Origin of the sequence: Streptacidiphilus jeojiense, assembly GCF_000719095.1 — a bacterium.
In the GTDB taxonomy this organism is placed as follows: domain Bacteria; phylum Actinomycetota; class Actinomycetes; order Streptomycetales; family Streptomycetaceae; genus Streptacidiphilus; species Streptacidiphilus jeojiensis.
The window spans coordinates 81,873-97,884 of record NZ_JOEH01000007.1; the positions used below are offsets into that span (position 1 = coordinate 81,873).

Genomic DNA, 16,012 nt, shown 5'->3' on the forward strand with positions numbered 1-16,012 from the left:
TGGGTGCTCCCCCTTGTCCTTCATGGTCGGGCGGTTGACGTAGGTGTCGCCGGGAGCGCCTGAACGCAAGGCTCTCCTGAGAGGCAGACACCTAATGAACCCTCTACATTCCACCGCAGCAACCAACGAGCACCCGGTGGTGGTCACCCGGGTCGCGGAACGCCAGTGGCACGCCCTGGACGACGACCAGGTCGTGGGGCGCGGCCACACCTCACCCCGGCCCGACGGTCGGGTCTTCCTCAGCATCGACGCGTGGCACGGCGCGGTCTTCGACCGCCTCGCCGACGCGATGCTGACCGACCTGCCCAGGCCGCTGCACACCGTGGTCGACGAGGCCGACCTCGACCAGAGGTCGGGCTGGGAGCGGATCGGCTTCACGGTCCGGCGACGCGAGCGGGAGTACCTCGTCCCCACCGACCCGGAGCTGACCGGGCTGCACGCCGTGCGACCGCCGTCAGGCGTGACCGTCGTGCCGCTCGGCGAGGCGGAGGACGGCCCGCTGCGCGCCCTGGACCGCGCCGTCCGCACAGAGGTCGGGGCCACCGTCGGCTGGGAGACGATGCCAGCGGAGGTGGTTCCGCTCCCGCGCGGGGTCACCGTGCTGGACCCGTCCAGGTACGCGGTGGCGGCGCGCGGCGACCGTTACGTGGGCCTGGTCAGGCTGGCGCCGGTACCGCGGCAGCCGAGAATCGGGCTGATCGCGGTCCGGGCCGACCAGCAGCGCCACGGCATCGCCCGGGCGCTGCTGGCCGAGGTGCTGGGTTCGCTGCACCGCTCCGGCGTCGCAGCGGCCTCGGCCGAGGTCGACGCGTCCAACAAGGCGGCTACGGCACTGTTCGAGGGCCTCGGCTCCCGGCTCGCCGGCGGCAACCTGGAGCTGGTATGCCGCTGACGCCCCGCCACACCCCCCTGACCGCACGACCGAACGAGGTGGAGCGATGACGAAGACAGCAGAAGGCATCCAGGTCGAGGGCACCGTCATCGAGTGCCTGCGCAACGCCACCTTCACGGTGGAGCTGCAGAACGGGCACAAGGTCCTCGCGCACATCAGCGGGAAGATCCGGAAGAACTACATCAAGATCCTGCCGTACGACCGGGTCCTGGTGGAGCTCAGCCCGTACGACCTCAACCGCGGCCGGATCCTCTTCCGCTACCGCAACTGACGCCATCGGGCCACCGGCCTGCGGGCCGGTCGGCAGCAGCCGGTCGCAGCCACTGGTCGGTGGCTGCGACCGGCACGGGGTCCGGCCCTCCGGGTACACAATGGGCGGCATGCTGATCGTCGTCTGCGGCCTGCCGGCCACCGGCAAGACAACCCTGTCCCGGCTCCTCGCCCGTGACCTGACGGCCGTCCATCTTCGGATCGACACCATCGAACAGGCCATCGTGCGCTCGGGGACGGCCGAGCACCCGCTCGGCCCGGTGGGCTACACCGTCGCGCACGCGCTCGCCGCCGACCATCTGCGGCAGGGACTCACCGTGGTCGCCGAGTGCGTCAACCCGCTCGCGGTCACCCGCGACGGCTGGCAGGGCCTGGCCGCCGAAGTCCAGGTGCCCTTCGCCGAGGTGGAGGTCGTCTGCTCGGACCCGGCCGAGCACCGCCGCCGCGCGGCCGGACGCACCGTCGACATCCCGGGACTGCCGCTGCCCTCCTGGCAGGAGATCGTCGACCGTCGCTACGACGCCTGGGACCGGGAGCACGTCACCGTGGACACCGCGCACCGCACGGTCGAGGACTGCCTGCGGGAGATCCGCGACCGACTCTCCGCCGACGCTGCCCGCCGGCTCCCGCGCTGAGGATGGCGTGACCGGCCAGGGTCAGGGCCGGTTCGGGTCGGGGTGCAGCACCACGAAGAGCGACCAGGCCCGCGCGGTCGGATCGTCTGGGCGGGCGGCGAACTCCTCGATCAGGTTGCGGAGCCGGGTCCGGAAGTCCTCCATCTCGGCCGGCGGAAGACGCAGGCCCAGGCGAGTGCTGTCCACCTCGGCCGCGGGGGCCAGGGCCAGTTCCTCCAGGAAGGCGTCGAGCATCGACCGGTCCTGCGCGGCGGTGTCCAGCCGCCAGGACTTCCGCGTAGCCAGATAGGGGATCTCCCGTGCCCCGCGCGCCCCGCGCCGCTCCTGCTCGGCCTGCAGGAAGCCGGTGCGCACCAGCGTCCTGGTGTGGTGCAGCACGCTGGCGGGGTCGCGGTCCAGGATCGCAGCGATCTCCTGGTTGGTATGCGCCTCGCCGAGGCAGATCCGCAGGATGCGCAGGCGGAGGGAGGAGGCGAGCGCCCTCGCCTCCTCGTCGGTCGCCGGCCGGCGTTCGGTCATGGTCAGAGCGTACTGAAGGGTCGACCGAGCCAGTGATTGACAAACCCCAATCACTCCTCCACGGTAGTCCCCGTGACCGCTCCCGCAACCACATCCGGCAACGCGCCCGACCGACCGGCCGCCCCCGTCGGACGGTCCCGCGGGCTGTGGCGCCACTCGGACTTCCGCCGACTGTGGATCGGCGAGACGGCCAGTCAGTTCGGCACGACAGTCAGCCAGTTGGCCCTTCCGCTGGTCGCCATCCTGGCGTTGCACGCCTCCACCTGGCAGGTCGGCGTGCTGGCCGCCTGCGAGACCGCCGCGTTCGTGGCCGTGGGCCTGCCGGCCGGCGCCTGGGTGGAGCGGATGCGCCTGCGGTCCGTACTCATCGTCAACGACCTGGTCCGGGCCGCCCTGATGGCCTGGATCCCGATCGCCCGGCTCCTCGGGGTACTGACGATGGAGCAGCTGTACCTGGTCGCACTCGCCACCGGGGTCAGCACCGTCTTCTTCGACGTGGCCTACCAGTCCTATCTGCCTCAGCTGATAGACCGTGAGCAGTTGGTCGAGGGCAATGCCAAGCTGCAGGCCAGCGAGTCGGTCAGCCAGATCGCCGGACCGGGCCTGGGCGGCGCCCTGGTCCAGGCGGTCACCGCGCCCTACGCGGTGCTGGTCGACGCGGTCAGTTTCCTCTGGTCGGCCGCGTGGGTGAGCAGGATCGGGGTCCGGCCACCGCGCCCCGAACGGCGCCCCGACGCCAACCTGCTGCGCGAGATCCACGAAGGCCTGCGGTTCGTGCTCGGCAACCGGATGCTCCGCGCCATCGCTCTGTGCACCAGCTCGGCCAACCTGTTCGGCTCGGTGATCTCCGCAGTCGTCTACGTTCTGCTCGCCCGCCAGCTGCGGCTCTCGCCCGGTGTCATCGGCCTGCTCACCTCGACCGCGGCGGTGGGCGGGTTGATCGGCGCGCTGGTCGCCGGACGGTTCGCGGCCAGGGTGGGGCAGGGGCCGGCCATCTGGATCGCCAGCGCTGCCGCCGGCCCCTGTGCACTGGTCACGCCGTTCGTGCAGCGCGACTGGACCATCGGGCTGCTCGCCCTCGCGCAGACGGTGATGTGGATGGGCTTCGTGGTCTACAACATCACCCAGGTCAGCTTCCGTCAGGCACTGTGCCCGCCCGGGCTGCTGGGTCGGATGAACGCGACCATGCGGTTCCTGGTCTGGGGCACCATGCCCTTCGGGGCACTGCTCGGCGGCCTGCTCGGCTCGACCATCGGCGTCCGCGCCACCCTGCTGGCCGGAGCGGTCGGCCAGTCACTGGCCTTCATTCCGCCCTTCTTCTCCCCCCTGCGCCGCAGCCGCGAACTGCCCTCCTACCCGCCCCCGCCAGCGGACACCGCCGTCGACCAGCCGCCTCCCGACCAGCGTCAGTGAGCTGCGCCCTCCCCTGCCGAAGGTCCACCTGTGTCCAGCAGGCCCAGGTCCCGCAGGCTCTCCGCGGTCTCCACGATCGTGGTCTCGGCCGGGCGCGGGTGCCAGCCGAGTTCTTTGCGGGCCCGGTCGTTGTGGATGATCGGCCGCGGCGGCTCCTGCCCCGGGGCCTCCTCGGTCGGCACGCGTGCGGCCAGCGGGCCCAGCCGTCGCCGCAGGACGTCGGCCACCTCGAGGAAGCTCATCGCCGGGCCGTCCGAGACGGCCAGATAGCGCTTCCCCGCCGCCTCCGGCGCGGCCATCGCACGGATGTGCAGATCCGCCACGTCGCGCACGTCGGCGACACCGAAGCGCGGGGAACGCGGCGCGACCTCCATCGTCCCGTCGAGCATCGCCTTGACCAGGTAGGTCGAGGAGCGCAGGTCGGTGGTGAGGCTGGGCCCGAGGATGAACGTCGGGTTGACGACGACCAGTTCGGTGTCACCGCCCTCACGACCCATCAGGTCCCACGCGGCGCGCTCGGCGACCGCCTTGGAGCGCGGGTAGGGCGCCAGCCCCGGCGTGTCGGGGTCGGTCCAGTCCTCCTCGGTGAACTCGGCACCCGGCTTGGGCGTGTAGCCGATCGCCGCGAACGACGAGGTCAGTACGGTGCGCCGGGCACCCGCGTCGCGGGCGGCACGCAGCACCCGCAGCGCGCCCTCGCGGGCGGGCACGATCAGCTCGTCGGGGTCCTTCGGCTGGGCGACCGGGATGGGCGAGGCGACATGGTGCACCTCCTCGCAGCCCGCCACCGCGGCAGGCCATCCCTGATCGGACATCAGGTCCGCAGCGACGATCTCCAGACCGGCGTCGTCGGCTCCGCCGCGGCGCACCGCGGCGCGCAGCTCGGACTCGCGGGCCGTGGAGCGCACCGTGGTGCGCACCGGCTTCCCGGATCGCAGCAGTGCGGCGATCAGGTGCGTCGCCAGGTATCCGGATCCTCCGGTAACCAGAACCGGGCTCATCACAGCGCCCCCAGACTTCCGACGGCCAGACTTCCGGCAGCGTCCATGGCACATCGCATCGCTGCGGCCTCCGCCTCGGCGTCGCCGCGATCACGGGCGTCCCACAGCTCCGCCTTCGCACGCAGGTAGCCGAGTCGCGCGTGCTGGGCGACGATCTCGGCCTCGATGCGCTCCGCGTGGCGCAGCAGCAGGTCGCGCTGCTCGCCCGCCGCCGTCTGCCGGTGGGCGAGGTTGGCCTGGTAGGTGCGCATCTCCTCGATACTCAAGCCCACCGCGCGCAGGCAGGCCAGTGCCTCCAGCGTGTGCAGGTCCGCTTCGCCGTAGCGGCGGTGCCCGCTCCTCTCGTCGCGATCGATCGGACCGATCAACCCGACGTCCTCGTAGTACCGCAGCGTGGGCTCGCTCAGCCCGCTGCGCCGTGACACATCCTGAATGGTGAAGGTCGGCATGCAGTCAGCGTCACATACCTCAAGCGCTTGAAGGCAAACGCGTCCGACCTCGGGTTTCGTCGCCGGATGGGGCGGCGGGCGCCCCGGGGCCGGATGCGTTCGCGGTGATCCGTTCAGCCGGTCAGCCGGTCAGCCCTTCAGCCGGCGGCCAGGAGCTCCAGGATCTCGACGACGCGGTTGGAGAAGCCCCACTCGTTGTCGTACCAGGCGACCACCTTGATGTGGCGGCCGTCGACGCGGGTGAGCGCGGAGTCGAAGATCGACGAGGCCGGGTTGCCGGTGATGTCGGAGGAGACCAGCGGGTCCTCGGAGTACTCCAGGACGCCGGCCAGCGGTCCCTCGGCGGCCGTGCGGTAGGCCGCCAGCACGTCCTCGCGGGTCACGTCGCGGGCGACGGTGGTGTTGAGCTCGACGATGGAGCCGACCGGGACCGGCACCCGGATCGAGTCGCCGGACAGCTTGCCCTCCAGCTGCGGCAGCACCAGCCCGATCGCCTTGGCCGCGCCGGTCGTGGTGGGCACGATGTTGACGGCGGCGGCACGGGCCCGGCGGGCGTCGCGGTGCGGTCCGTCCTGCAGGTTCTGCTCCTGGGTGTAGGCGTGCACGGTGGTCATGAAGCCGTGCTCGATACCGGCGAGCTCGTCGAGCACCGCGGCCAGCGGCGCGAGCGCGTTGGTCGTGCAGGAGGCGTTGGAGACGATCGTGTGCCGGGCCGGGTCGTAGGCGTCGGTGTTCACGCCGAGGGCCAGGGTGACGTCCGCGCCGTCCGAGGGGGCACTGACCAGTACCTTCCTGGCGCCCGCGTCCAGGTGGGCGCGGGCCGCGGCGGCCGAGGTGAAGCGGCCGGTGGCCTCCAGCACGAGGTCGACGCCGAGCTCGGCCCAGGGCAGCTGCGCCGGCTCGCGCTCGGCGAGCACCTTGATCCGGTGGCCGTCGACGACCAGGGTGTCCCCGTCCACCGTGACCGGGCGTCCGAGCCGGCCGGCGGTGGTGTCGTAGGCGAGCAGCCGCGCCAGGGTGGCGGGCTCGGTGAGGTCGTTGACGGCCACGACCTCCAGCTTGCTGTCGCGTTCCAGCAGGGCACGCAGGACGTTGCGTCCGATGCGGCCGAATCCGTTGACGGCGATACGAGTCATGAGTGGTGTGTCCCTTCCAGTCACCACCAGGTTCGCCTGCGCCGCCGGCCGATGGCAGGGGCGTGAGTGCCATGGTTCGAAAGGATCTCGCCAAGGCGTCGAAGCTGCGCCGGAGGGCTACTCGCCGCGGGCGAAGGTGCGCCGGTACTCGCTCGGCGTGGTGCCCAGGATCCGCTGGAAGTGCAGCCGCAGATTGGTGCCGGTGCCCAGGCCGACGTCGACGGCGATCTGCTCGACGCCGCGCTCGGAGCGCTCCAGCAGTTCCCGCGCCACGTCGAGGCGGGCCCGCATCACCCACTGCATCGGGGTGTAGCCGGTGTCCTCGACGAAGCGGCGGGAGAAGGTCCGCGGTGACACCGCCGCGTGCCGGGCGAGTATCTCCAGGGTCAGCGGTTCGCCCAGGCGGTGCAGCGCCCACTCCCGGGTGACGGCGAACCGCTCCCCCAGCGGCTCGGGCACGCTGCGCGGCACGTACTGCGCCTGGCCGCCGCTGCGGTAGGGGGCCGCGACCAGGCGTCGGGCGGTGTGGTTGGAGGCCGCCACGCCGAGGTCCCCGCGCAGGATGTGCAGGCACAGGTCGATGCCCGAGGCGGCGCCGGCCGAGGTCAGCACGCTGCCCGCGTCCACGAACAGCACGTTCTCGTCGACCAGGACCCGCGGGTACTTCTCGGCCAGGGCCCGGGTGTAGTGCCAGTGCGTGGTGGCGCGCCTGCCGTCCAGCAGTCCGGCGGCGGCCAGCGCGAAGGCCCCCGTCGAGATGGCGGCCAGCCGCGCTCCGCGGTCGTGGGCGGCCGCCAGTGCGTCCATGACGGACTGTGGCGGGGTGTCCCGGTCGGGGAAGCGGTAGCCGGGCACGAGGACGAGTTCCGCCCATGCGAGCGCTTCGAGCCCGTGGGCGACGTGGTACGACAGTCCGTCACCACCGGCCACCAGCCCGGGCGCCGCGCCGCAGACCCGCACCTGGTAGGGCATGCTCGCGCGGGTCGAGAAGACCTGCGCGGGGATGCCGACGTCGAGGGGCTTGGCACCGTCGAGGACCAGGACGGCGACGCGGCGCAGGGGCGTGGCGGACACGGGGACAGACTAACCGCGAGCGGATCCGGATCAGCGCAGGCCAGTTGGGTCGCGGTGGGCGTCGGCGCGGTGGCGTCGGGTCAACCGTCCAGGCTGCGGGGCAGCCCGAAGTACGGGGCGGTGGCGGTGTCGAAACGGGTGATCTCCCGGATCCGGTCGCCGGCCAGGGCGACGGTTTCGATGCCGGTCAGGTGCAGCCGGCCGGTGGTCCGGTCGCGCCGGTACTCCCCCCAGCCGGGCTGCCGGTTGGCCCGTACCGGAAGCATCCGCGCGATCCCGCGGCGGTGCGCGTCCAGCGCTGAGAAGAAGCGGCGGATCGCGTCGGTGCCGCGGTACTCGAACGGCAGCGGCGGCATCCGCACCCAGGCGTCGTCGGTCATCATGGCGACCAGGGCGTCGACGTCGAGTTCGACGAACGCCTCGACGAAGCGGTCCAGCAGTTCGCGCTCGGCGGCGCTGCCGGGCTCCGGTGCGGGCGGTCCGGTGCGGTGGGTGCGGTCCAGGGTGGCGCGGGCCCGCTTCAGGGCGCTGGTCACCGTGTCCTCGGTGACCCCGAGCAGGTCGGCGGCCTCGCGGGCGCGGTAGCCGAGCACGTCGCGCAGCAGCAGGGCGGCGCGCTGGTTCGGCGGCAGCAGCTGAACGGCTGTCACGAAGGCCAGCGAGATCGCCTCCCGCGACTCGTAGCGCGCCTCGGGACCGGGGTCGTGGTCGGGCAGGTCGTCCAGCAGCAGGTCCGGAAAGGGCTGCAGCCACAGCACCTCGCCGAGAGCGGAGGGCTCCGGCGGCGGAACGGGCAGCGGTTCGGCGACCGGTCGCCGCCGGCCCGTCGCGCGCAGCGCGTTCAGGCACCGGTTGGTGGCGATGCGGTACAGCCAGGTCCGTACCGAGGAGCGCCCCTCGAACCCGCCGAGGCCCACCCACGCGGCGAGCAGCGTCTCCTGGAGCATGTCCTCGGCGTCCTGCAGCGAGCCGAGCATGCGGTAGCAGTGCACGTGCAGCTCACGGCGGTGCGGCCGCACCAGTTCGGCGAACGCGTCGCGGTCGCCCGTGCGCGCCCGCGCCAGCAGTTCGGTCGAGGCCGGCATGGGGTCCTCCGTTGTCCGTGGACGCCCGTCTGTCCGTGGTCGTCCGTCGTCGTGCATCGTCATGGTCTCTTCCGGTACTGACACCGGCGGTCCGCGGAACTGGTCGCCGCCGGGTGACCAGAAACCGGGGCCGGGTGTGTCTGCCCCATCGACAACCGTTCGACTTCGACCGTGGAGAGACCCATGTCGACCCTGCCCACCCTGACCACCCTGCCCACCCTGACCGACCGCACGATCCTGATCACCGGCGCCAACCGCGGCATCGGCCGCGCGCTGCTCGACGAGGCGCTGCAGCGCGGCGCGCGGCGCGTCTACGCGGCGTCCCGGACGCCGTTCGCCCACCCCGACGACCGGGTGGTCCCGCTGCTGCTCGACGTCACCGACGCCGGACAGATCCAGGAGGCCGCCGAGCGGGTGGACGCGCTGGACGTCCTGGTCAACAACGCCGGCCTGGCCCGCTCCGACGACCTGACGGACCGGGGCGTGGTCGAGGAGCACCTGGCCGTCAACCTGTTCGGGCCGCTGGCACTGACCCAGGCCTTCCGTCCCGCGCTGGTCCGTTCCGGCGGGGCGGTGGTCAATGTGCTCTCGCTGGCCTCGCTGGCGTCGCTGCCGTTCATCCCGGCGTACTCCGCCTCGAAGGCTGCGGCGCTGTCGATGACGCAGTCGCTGCGGGCGATGCTCGCTCCGGAGGGCGTCCGGGTGCACGCGGTGCTGACCGGGCCGGTCGACACCGAGATGTCGCGCGACCTGGACGTGCCCAAGGCCGCACCGGCGGCGGTCGCGGCGGCGATCCTGGACGGGGTCGCAGCGGGCCGGGAGGAGATCTTCCCTGACCCGATGTCAGCGGTGCTGGCCGCGGGCTGGGACGGGGACGCCGTCAAGACCCTGGAGCGGGCCAACGCTCCCCTGATCGCCGCGATCGCCGCGATGGGCTGACCGTCGCAATCGCTGCCTGCCGCACGGCAGCGGGACGACGTCAGGGGCGCCACCGCTGCGGTGGCGCCCCTGACGTCGTGTCAGTCGAGGCCGACCGACCCCGATGCGGTGAGCTGGTAGCTGCCGTGGGTGAGGTCGGGTTCCAGGGCGAGGTCCGCGATGGTCCGGCCGATCTGGTCCGGGGTGGGCACCGGGCCGAGCCGCTGGACGAACTCGGCCTCGGTGACGCCGGCCCGGGCCGCGTAGCCGGCGACTCCGGCGTCACCGACCCGGGCGCCGGGGGTCATCGGCGGCAGTACCGACAGGAACCGGAGCCCGAGGCCGGCCCGCTGGGACTCCTCGGCCGCGTAGGAGGCGAGGAAGCGGACGGTGGCCTTGGCCCCGGCGTAGCCGCCGCTGACCGGCGACCCGCGCAGGGCCGCCCCGCTGGAGACCGCGAGCACCGTGCTGCCCGGCGGCAGCGGCACGGTCAGCGCCAGCCGGGTCCAGTGGAACACGTGCTGGACGTCGACCTGCCAGTGCAGGCTGAAGTCCTCCCAGGTGTACTCCTGGACCGGGCGGGCGTACGGGACGGCTCCGGCGTTGAGCACCAGGAGGTGCGGGGTGTACCGGGTCAGCAGTTGTTCGGCGACGGCCGGGTCGGTGGCGTCGGCGACGAACGGGACGAAGGAGTCGCCGAGGTCGGCGTGGACCTTCTCCAGGTCGGTGCGGTCGCGGGCGACCCCGACGACCTGCATGCCCGCCCGGCTCAGTGCGATGGCGGTGGCGCGGCCGAAGCCGCGGCCGGCGCCGGTGACGATCGCGGTCCGGGTCGGCCCTGTCGTCGGGGTGGGTTCGGTGGGACGCATGGGTGCCGTCTCCTTGCCTTGGGAGCGGAGGGAGGTGCTGTACCGCACGGAACTGCACGGAACTGCACGGATCAAACATTCAACCTGTTGGTTAAACATAGTCGCCGCGCTAACATTCAGCAATATGGTTGAACGTGTCTCCACCCCGCTGGACCTGACCTACATGGCGCTGGCCGATCCCACCCGCCGGGCGATCCTGCAACGGCTGCGCAGCGCCGAGGCCCGGGTCACCGAGATCGCCGAACCGCTGCCGATGTCCCTGGCCGCCGTCTCCAAGCACATCGTCGTGCTGGAGCGCGCGGGCCTGGTCCGGCGCGAGGTCCGCGGCCGGGACCACTACCTGAGCGCCGACCCGCAGCCGCTGACCGAGGCCGAGAAGTGGATCAGCGACTACACCGGCTTCTGGGAGCGGCGCGCCGACGCCCTGGCCGACCACCTGGAACAGCACCTCCACGAAGGGCCCACGCCGTGAACGAATCGGTGGTCAGGGTGACCCGCACCCTCAAGGCCAGCCCCGAGCAGGTCTTCGACGCCTGGACCGACGCCGAACGGCTCCAGCAGTGGCTCTGCCCCGACCCGGGCTTCGTCGCCGAGGCCAGCTGCGATCCCGTGGTCGGCGGGCGCTACCGCATCGTCAAGATCCTGGCCAGTGGCGCCGACGAGGTCACCGGCGAGTACCTGGTGGTCGATCCCCCGCACCGGCTGGTGTTCACCTGGGCCGCCGACACCACCGCCAACCACACCACCCAGGTCACCGTCACCCTGCGCCCGGACGGGGACGCCACCGAGATGACCATCCTCCACGAGCGCATCCCCACCCAACCGATCCAGGACGGCGCCCGGCTCGCCTGGGCCAGCATCTGCGACCGGCTCGCCGCCCTGCTCGCGCAGAGCTGAGCACCGTCGCGGTGGAGCTGCCCGAGGCCGCGCCGAACCGTGACCGCGCGTCGCCCCGCCGGAGCAGCGGGGCGGAAATCCGATCGCGGGCGACGGACCGGCCCCCTACTCTCGCCATCATGACGACCACGGGCAGGACCTCCGACGCCGGCCGGGCCGACGGTGCACTGCCGATCCGGCCGGAACGCGAAAGCGACCATGCGGCCGTGCGCGCCCTGCACCTGTCAGCCTTCGCGGGTGACGGCCGGGTACCGGACCTGGTGGACGTGCTGCGCGTCGCCCCCGCTCCGCTGGAGCCGATGTCGTTCGTGGCCGTGGACGGCACCGAGGTGGTCGGGCACACCATGCTGACGCACAGCCGGCTCGACGCCCCGGAGCGCATCGTGGACGTCCTGGTGCTGTCACCGCTGGGTGTGCTCCCCCGGTACCAGAACCGGGGCGTCGGCACCCGGCTCATCCGGCATGCGCTGGCGGCGGCCGACGCCCGCCAGACGCCGCTGGTCTTCCTCGAAGGCTCGCCCGACTACTACGCGGCCCGGGGGTTCGAACGCGCCGACCGGATCGGCTTCCGCTCCCCGTCGCTGCGGATCCCGGCCCCCGCCTTCCAGGTCGCCCGGCTGACGGCGTACCAGCCCTGGATGACCGGCACCCTCGTCTACGCCGACGCCTTCTGGGCGCTGGACTGCGTAGGGCTGCGGTAGGACCGCGCGGTACCGCGCCGTCCGGCTGAGACGGTGGCCACAGCCGCTGATAACGACAATGACACGATCGGCCCGTACGGTCGCACCCGCCGACGTTCCGGCCGGATCGTGCCACTACCTTATGTGTGCACATCAAAAATCTCGGCTGCGTCGGGCGCACCAGCACCGGTGCCAGCGACCTGGAGGCCGTACGAAACATCCATGACCACTACCCCCCGACTGGCCCTCGTGCTCCTGGCCGCCGACTCCAAGGCCGAGATCCTGCTCCGCGGCGAGATCGACGCGGACGGTCTCCCCGAACTGCACCTCGCCGTCATGCAGGTGCTGACCAGCCCTGGCGTGCAGCGCATCGAGGTCGACGTCGCGCTCACCACGTTCTGCGACTCCGCCGGGATCTCCGGCCTCCTCAGAGCGCACCTGGCCGCCCGGGAGCGCGAGGTTCCGCTGCACCTGGTCCGCGTCCCGGCCTACCTGGCCCGCCTGCTCGAAGTGACCGGCCTGACCACGCTGCTGCGGGGCGAGTCGCGCTGACGGGAGAGCGCCACCCGTGGCGTACGGTGTGCGCGAGGCGAGCGAACAGCGTTCGCCGCTGAACAGGCCTGGCAGACGCAACAGACGGAGCAGACGATGAAGGCAGCCCGTTTCAGCCGGTTCGGAGGCCCGGAGGTCCTGGAGATCGTGGATCTCCCCGATCCGCATCCGGCTCCCGGCCAGGTCCGGATCGCGGTGCGCGCGGCCGGCGTCAACGCGAGCGACTGGAAGAAGCGCCAGGGCCTGATGGACGAGGAGCTTCCGCAGACCATGGGCTACGAGGCGGCCGGCGTCGTCGACGAGCTCGGCGCCGGTGTCACGGACGTGACCGTCGGCGATCGCGTGTTCGGCTTCTCCACCGAGGGCGCCGCCCAGGCCGAGCTGGCAGTGCTGTCCCACTACGCGCCGATCCCGCCGTCGCTCGACTTCCCCGCCGCCGCGCTGCCGGCCGCCGTCGAGACGGCCACCCGCGCGCTGGACCAGCTCGGTGTCGCCGACGGCAGCCGACTGCTCGTCAACGGCGCCTCCGGAAGCGTCGGCAGCGCCGCGGTCCAGCTCGCCGTGGCCCGCGGTGCGCGCGTGATCGGCACCGCCAGTCCGGCCAACCACGCGTACCTGCGCTCGCTGGGCGCCGAACCGGTCGCCTACGGCGAGGGCATGGCCGAGCGCCTTCGCGCGCTCGCACCCGAGGGCGTCGACCTCGCGCTCGACGTCGCCGGAAGCGGCGTCCTGCCCGAGCTCATCGAGCTCGCGGGCGGCCCGGAGCAGGTCTTGACGGTCGCCGACTTCGCAGGCGCGCAGAAGTACGGCGTGCGGTTCAGCCGCGGGGACGCCGGCCGCGCGCTGCACGCACTCGCCGGGATCGGCGAGCTGACCGAATCCGGACGCTTCTCGCTCCCGGTCGCGCAGACCTTCCCGCTCGCCGAGGTCGCCGAGGCGCACCGCGTCGGTGAGGCCGGCCGGGTACGCGGGAAGCTCGTGCTGGTGGTCGGCTGACGCCCGATCAGCCGCTCAGGCGCCCGCCGCGTGCCCGGCCAGGAAGTCGCCGACCACGGAGCGGAAGGCCTCCGGCCGCTCCACCCAGGGCAGGTGCCCCGCACCGTCGAGCAGCGTCCGCGAGACCCGGGGAAGTGCCTGCTCCAGCGAGTCGAGGGCCCAGTCGGGTCGGATGTCCTCGGCTCCGTGCACGATCAGCACGGGCAGGTCCAGCTTCTCGCAGGCGGCCCGCAGTTCCGGCCTTCCCAGGGTGCGCTTGACGTCGGTGTTGACGGTCGCGTTGCAGTCGAGGTTCACCCCGAACCAGGGCGTGGCCGCAGCCTCGGACAGCTCCAGCGCCCGCTCCCGGTCGGCGTAGTCCGCGGAGCACTGCAGTACGCACCACTCCCGCCCCTCGGCCTCGGTGCGCTCGCGGCCGTCCAGCGCCTCCCAGCGCTCCAGGTGCGTCCCGAGGTTGGCCCGCAGGTTCTGCTGGTAGGTCGACCGCCAGGTGTCGCGGCTGTCGATTCCGGTGCCGGAGAGGTAGACCAGGCTGCTCACCCGCTCGGGATGGTCCAGCGCGTACTGCAGGGCCAGGTGGCTGCCGTAGGAATGGCCCAGCAGCGCCATCCGGTCCAGCCCGAAGTGGCGCCGGACGGCCTCCAGGTCGGCCACCGACCGGGCGACCGAGTACGGCCCGCACCGTTGCGACCGCCCGCACCCGCGCTGGTCCCAGCGGTGGACGGCGGCCCGGTCCGCCAGCAGCTCGGCCAGGTCACCCAGGAAGTCCCACAGTCCGGGGCCGCCGTGGCAGAACACCACAGGAACACCCTCGCCGCTCCGGATCGCCCAGAGCCGGACTCCGTCCTCGGTCAGCACCGTCTCGTCCACGCCACCCATCCGGCTGAGTCTGGTTCGGCGTGCGGCTGACGGCAAGAGGCGGATGGGAGAAGGTGTGGAAGACGGGTGCGGGTCTGTCGATCCGGGCCGGGGCCGATCGTATAGAGGGTGAGAGGTCGGCGGACGCCGACCGGACGGTCCAGGAGGACATCATGAAGCAGTACCTGCTCAGCGTCGTGCAGCCGACCGGACAGGAGCGCCCGGCGCCCGAGGTGCTCGCGGAGATCAACCGGAATCTGGAGGTCTTCCACCAGGAACTGCGGGCCGCCGGGGCGTGGGTGTTCGCCGGCGGGCTGCACGCCCCCAGCACCGCCACCATGGTTCGGGTGAAGGACGGGGACGTGCTGATGACCGACGGCCCGTTCGCCGAGGGCAAGGAGTACCTCGGCGGGCTGTGCATCGTCACCGCGCCCGATCTGGACGCCGCGCTGGAGTGGGGCAGCAAGGCCGCCCGGGCGACCACGCTCCCGATCGAGGTTCGGCCGTTCATGGGTGACGTGCCGGCCTGATGACCGACCTGCCGGGCCCGACCGCCGCCGACGTCGAGGGTGTCTTCCGACGCGAGTACGGCCGGTCGATCGCCGTCCTGGTCCGTGCCTTCGGCGACATCGACATCGCCGAGGACGCGGTCCAGGACGCCTTCACCACGGCGCTGGACCGCTGGGCGGCGACGGGGGTGCCGCCGAGCCCGGCCGGATGGATCATCACCACCGCACGCAACCGCGCGATCGACCGCCTGCGCCGGGAAGCCTCCCGCCAGGACCGGCACGCGCAGGCTGCCCAGCTGTACGCCCGTGACGAACCGGCCGAGGAGGGTCCCGTGCGCGACGACCGGCTACGGCTGATCTTCACCTGCTGCCATCCCTCGCTGGCCACCGAGGCCCGGATCGCGCTGACGCTTCGTCTGCTGGGCGGCCTCACCACGGCGGAGATCGCACGCGCCTTCCTGGTGCCCGAGCCGACCATGGCCCAGCGGCTGGTCCGGGCCAAGGGCAAGATCCGCGATGCCGGGATCCCCTACCGGATCCCCTTCGAGGCCGACCTGCCCGGGCGCCTGGGCGCCGTGCTCGCCGTCATCTACCTGATCTTCAACGAGGGCTACGCGGCGGGCTCGGGCGAGCAGCTGCTCCGCGAGGACCTCGTCGCGGAGGCGGTCCGCCTGGGGCGGCTCCTGGTCGAGCTGATGCCCGACGAACCCGAGGCCATGGGGCTGTTGGCGCTCATGCTGCTCGCCCACGCACGCACGGCCGCCCGCACCGGTCCGGACGGCGAACTGGTACCGCTCGGCGACCAGGACCGCACGCTGTGGGACCAGGATCTCGTCGCCGAGGGCCAGGCCCTCGTCCGGCGGTGCCTGCGCCGCAACCGGCCGGGTCCCTATCAGATCCAGGCGGCCATCAACGCTGTGCACAGCGACGCCCGGTCCGCAGCCGCCACCGACTGGGGCCAGATCCTGCGGCTGTACGACCAGTTGACGGTGGTCGCGCCGAGCCCGATCGTGGCCCTGAACCGAGCGGTCGCGGTCGCCGAGGTGGACGGGCCGCAGCAGGCGCTCGCCCTGGTCGACGACCTCGCCCCCGGCCTGGACGGCTACCACGTGCTCCACGCCGTCCGCGCCGACCTGCTCCGGCGACTGGGCCGAAGCTCCGAGGCGGCGCAGGCCTACGACCGCGCCATCGCCCGCACCGGGAACACCGCCGAGCGCACCTTCCTCAAGCGCCGCCGCCGAGCGCTCACTCCGACCTGA

General features: G+C 72.4%; 20 protein-coding genes. 12 read left to right on the top strand and 8 right to left on the bottom strand.

The window, feature by feature from the left end; translation table 11 throughout:
- Positions 1-94: 94 nt before the first annotated feature.
- The 3 genes from IF29_RS0110425 to IF29_RS0110435 all read left to right on the top strand — a co-directional run bounded on the left by IF29_RS0110425 (position 95) and on the right by IF29_RS0110435 (position 1,797).
- Positions 95-892, top strand: coding sequence for a GNAT family N-acetyltransferase (locus IF29_RS0110425; protein ID WP_030252640.1), 798 nt, complete (start codon positions 95-97; stop codon positions 890-892).
- A 46-nt stretch (positions 893-938) separates the two neighbouring features.
- On the top strand, positions 939-1,163 hold the full coding sequence (gene infA / locus IF29_RS0110430; protein ID WP_030252641.1) for a translation initiation factor IF-1: 225 nt from the start codon (positions 939-941) through the stop codon (positions 1,161-1,163).
- 109 nt (positions 1,164-1,272) lie between these two features.
- The gene (locus IF29_RS0110435; RefSeq protein WP_030252643.1) at positions 1,273-1,797 is read left to right on the top strand and encodes a P-loop nucleotide/nucleoside kinase family protein; all 525 of its coding nucleotides are present in this window, start codon (positions 1,273-1,275) and stop codon (positions 1,795-1,797) included.
- Between the two features lie 21 nt (positions 1,798-1,818).
- On the opposite strand, the gene IF29_RS0110440 is transcribed toward IF29_RS0110435, so the two are convergent.
- On the bottom strand, positions 1,819-2,316 hold the full coding sequence (locus IF29_RS0110440; RefSeq protein WP_030252644.1) for an ArsR/SmtB family transcription factor: 498 nt from the start codon (positions 2,314-2,316) through the stop codon (positions 1,819-1,821).
- A 72-nt stretch (positions 2,317-2,388) separates the two neighbouring features.
- Between IF29_RS0110440 and IF29_RS0110445 the strand changes: the two genes are divergently transcribed.
- Positions 2,389-3,729, top strand: a complete 1,341-nt coding sequence (locus tag IF29_RS0110445; RefSeq protein WP_198037379.1) for an MFS transporter — start codon at positions 2,389-2,391, stop codon at positions 3,727-3,729.
- On the opposite strand, the gene IF29_RS0110450 is transcribed toward IF29_RS0110445, so the two are convergent.
- The 5 genes from IF29_RS0110450 to IF29_RS0110470 all read right to left on the bottom strand — a co-directional run bounded on the left by IF29_RS0110450 (position 3,723) and on the right by IF29_RS0110470 (position 8,474).
- Positions 3,723-4,730, bottom strand: a complete 1,008-nt coding sequence (locus tag IF29_RS0110450; RefSeq protein ID WP_030252648.1) for an NAD-dependent epimerase/dehydratase family protein — start codon at positions 4,728-4,730, stop codon at positions 3,723-3,725. The two genes, IF29_RS0110445 and IF29_RS0110450, sit on opposite strands and share 7 nt — an antisense overlap.
- The gene (locus tag IF29_RS0110455) at positions 4,730-5,179 is read right to left on the bottom strand and encodes a MerR family transcriptional regulator (RefSeq protein WP_030252650.1); all 450 of its coding nucleotides are present in this window, start codon (positions 5,177-5,179) and stop codon (positions 4,730-4,732) included. The genes IF29_RS0110450 and IF29_RS0110455 overlap by 1 nt, the downstream gene beginning before the upstream one ends.
- Before the next feature lie 137 nt (positions 5,180-5,316).
- Positions 5,317-6,315: a type I glyceraldehyde-3-phosphate dehydrogenase gene (gene gap, locus IF29_RS0110460; protein WP_030252651.1), complete on the bottom strand. Its 999-nt coding sequence runs from the start codon at positions 6,313-6,315 to the stop codon at positions 5,317-5,319.
- Positions 6,316-6,432: 117 nt separating this feature from the next.
- Complete coding sequence (locus IF29_RS0110465) at positions 6,433-7,389, bottom strand: GlxA family transcriptional regulator (protein WP_030252653.1); 957 nt, start codon at positions 7,387-7,389, stop codon at positions 6,433-6,435.
- Between the two features lie 80 nt (positions 7,390-7,469).
- Positions 7,470-8,474, bottom strand: coding sequence for an RNA polymerase subunit sigma-70 (locus IF29_RS0110470; protein WP_030252654.1), 1,005 nt, complete (start codon positions 8,472-8,474; stop codon positions 7,470-7,472).
- A 183-nt stretch (positions 8,475-8,657) separates the two neighbouring features.
- On the opposite strand from IF29_RS0110470, the gene IF29_RS0110475 reads away from it, so the two are divergent.
- Positions 8,658-9,413, top strand: a complete 756-nt coding sequence (locus IF29_RS0110475; RefSeq protein ID WP_030252656.1) for an SDR family NAD(P)-dependent oxidoreductase — start codon at positions 8,658-8,660, stop codon at positions 9,411-9,413.
- 80 nt (positions 9,414-9,493) lie between these two features.
- Here the strand turns inward: IF29_RS0110475 and IF29_RS0110480 are convergent, their stop codons facing one another.
- Positions 9,494-10,261 carry an SDR family oxidoreductase gene (locus tag IF29_RS0110480; RefSeq protein ID WP_030252658.1) on the bottom strand — a complete coding sequence of 256 codons (768 nt, stop codon included), beginning with the start codon at positions 10,259-10,261 and terminating at the stop codon, positions 9,494-9,496.
- 124 nt (positions 10,262-10,385) lie between these two features.
- Between IF29_RS0110480 and IF29_RS0110485 the strand changes: the two genes are divergently transcribed.
- From IF29_RS0110485 to IF29_RS0110505, 5 genes are all read left to right on the top strand, one after another.
- Positions 10,386-10,733 (top strand): ArsR/SmtB family transcription factor, encoded by a 348-nt coding sequence (locus tag IF29_RS0110485; RefSeq protein ID WP_030252659.1) that lies wholly within the window; start codon positions 10,386-10,388, stop codon positions 10,731-10,733.
- Entirely contained in the window at positions 10,730-11,158 is a 429-nt protein-coding gene (locus tag IF29_RS0110490; protein ID WP_051725147.1) for an SRPBCC family protein, read from the top strand. The genes IF29_RS0110485 and IF29_RS0110490 overlap by 4 nt, the downstream gene beginning before the upstream one ends.
- Positions 11,159-11,277: 119 nt before the next feature.
- Complete coding sequence (locus IF29_RS0110495; protein ID WP_084713887.1) at positions 11,278-11,859, top strand: GNAT family N-acetyltransferase; 582 nt, start codon at positions 11,278-11,280, stop codon at positions 11,857-11,859.
- A 201-nt stretch (positions 11,860-12,060) separates the two neighbouring features.
- On the top strand, positions 12,061-12,390 hold the full coding sequence (locus IF29_RS0110500) for an STAS domain-containing protein (protein ID WP_051725148.1): 330 nt from the start codon (positions 12,061-12,063) through the stop codon (positions 12,388-12,390).
- Positions 12,391-12,486: 96 nt separating this feature from the next.
- On the top strand, positions 12,487-13,386 hold the full coding sequence (locus IF29_RS0110505; protein WP_030252666.1) for an NADP-dependent oxidoreductase: 900 nt from the start codon (positions 12,487-12,489) through the stop codon (positions 13,384-13,386).
- Positions 13,387-13,401: 15 nt separating this feature from the next.
- Here IF29_RS0110505 and IF29_RS0110510 read toward each other — a convergent pair whose 3' ends face one another.
- A complete protein-coding gene (locus IF29_RS0110510; RefSeq protein ID WP_030252668.1) occupies positions 13,402-14,265 on the bottom strand; it encodes an alpha/beta fold hydrolase in 864 nt (287 codons plus the stop codon).
- A gap of 152 nt (positions 14,266-14,417) precedes the next feature.
- On the opposite strand from IF29_RS0110510, the gene IF29_RS0110515 reads away from it, so the two are divergent.
- Together IF29_RS0110515 and IF29_RS0110520 are read left to right on the top strand one after the other, a co-directional pair.
- Positions 14,418-14,774, top strand: a complete 357-nt coding sequence (locus tag IF29_RS0110515; protein ID WP_030252670.1) for a YciI family protein — start codon at positions 14,418-14,420, stop codon at positions 14,772-14,774.
- Positions 14,774-16,012 (top strand): RNA polymerase sigma factor, encoded by a 1,239-nt coding sequence (locus IF29_RS0110520; RefSeq protein ID WP_030252672.1) that lies wholly within the window; start codon positions 14,774-14,776, stop codon positions 16,010-16,012. Before IF29_RS0110515 ends, IF29_RS0110520 begins: the two co-directional genes overlap by 1 nt.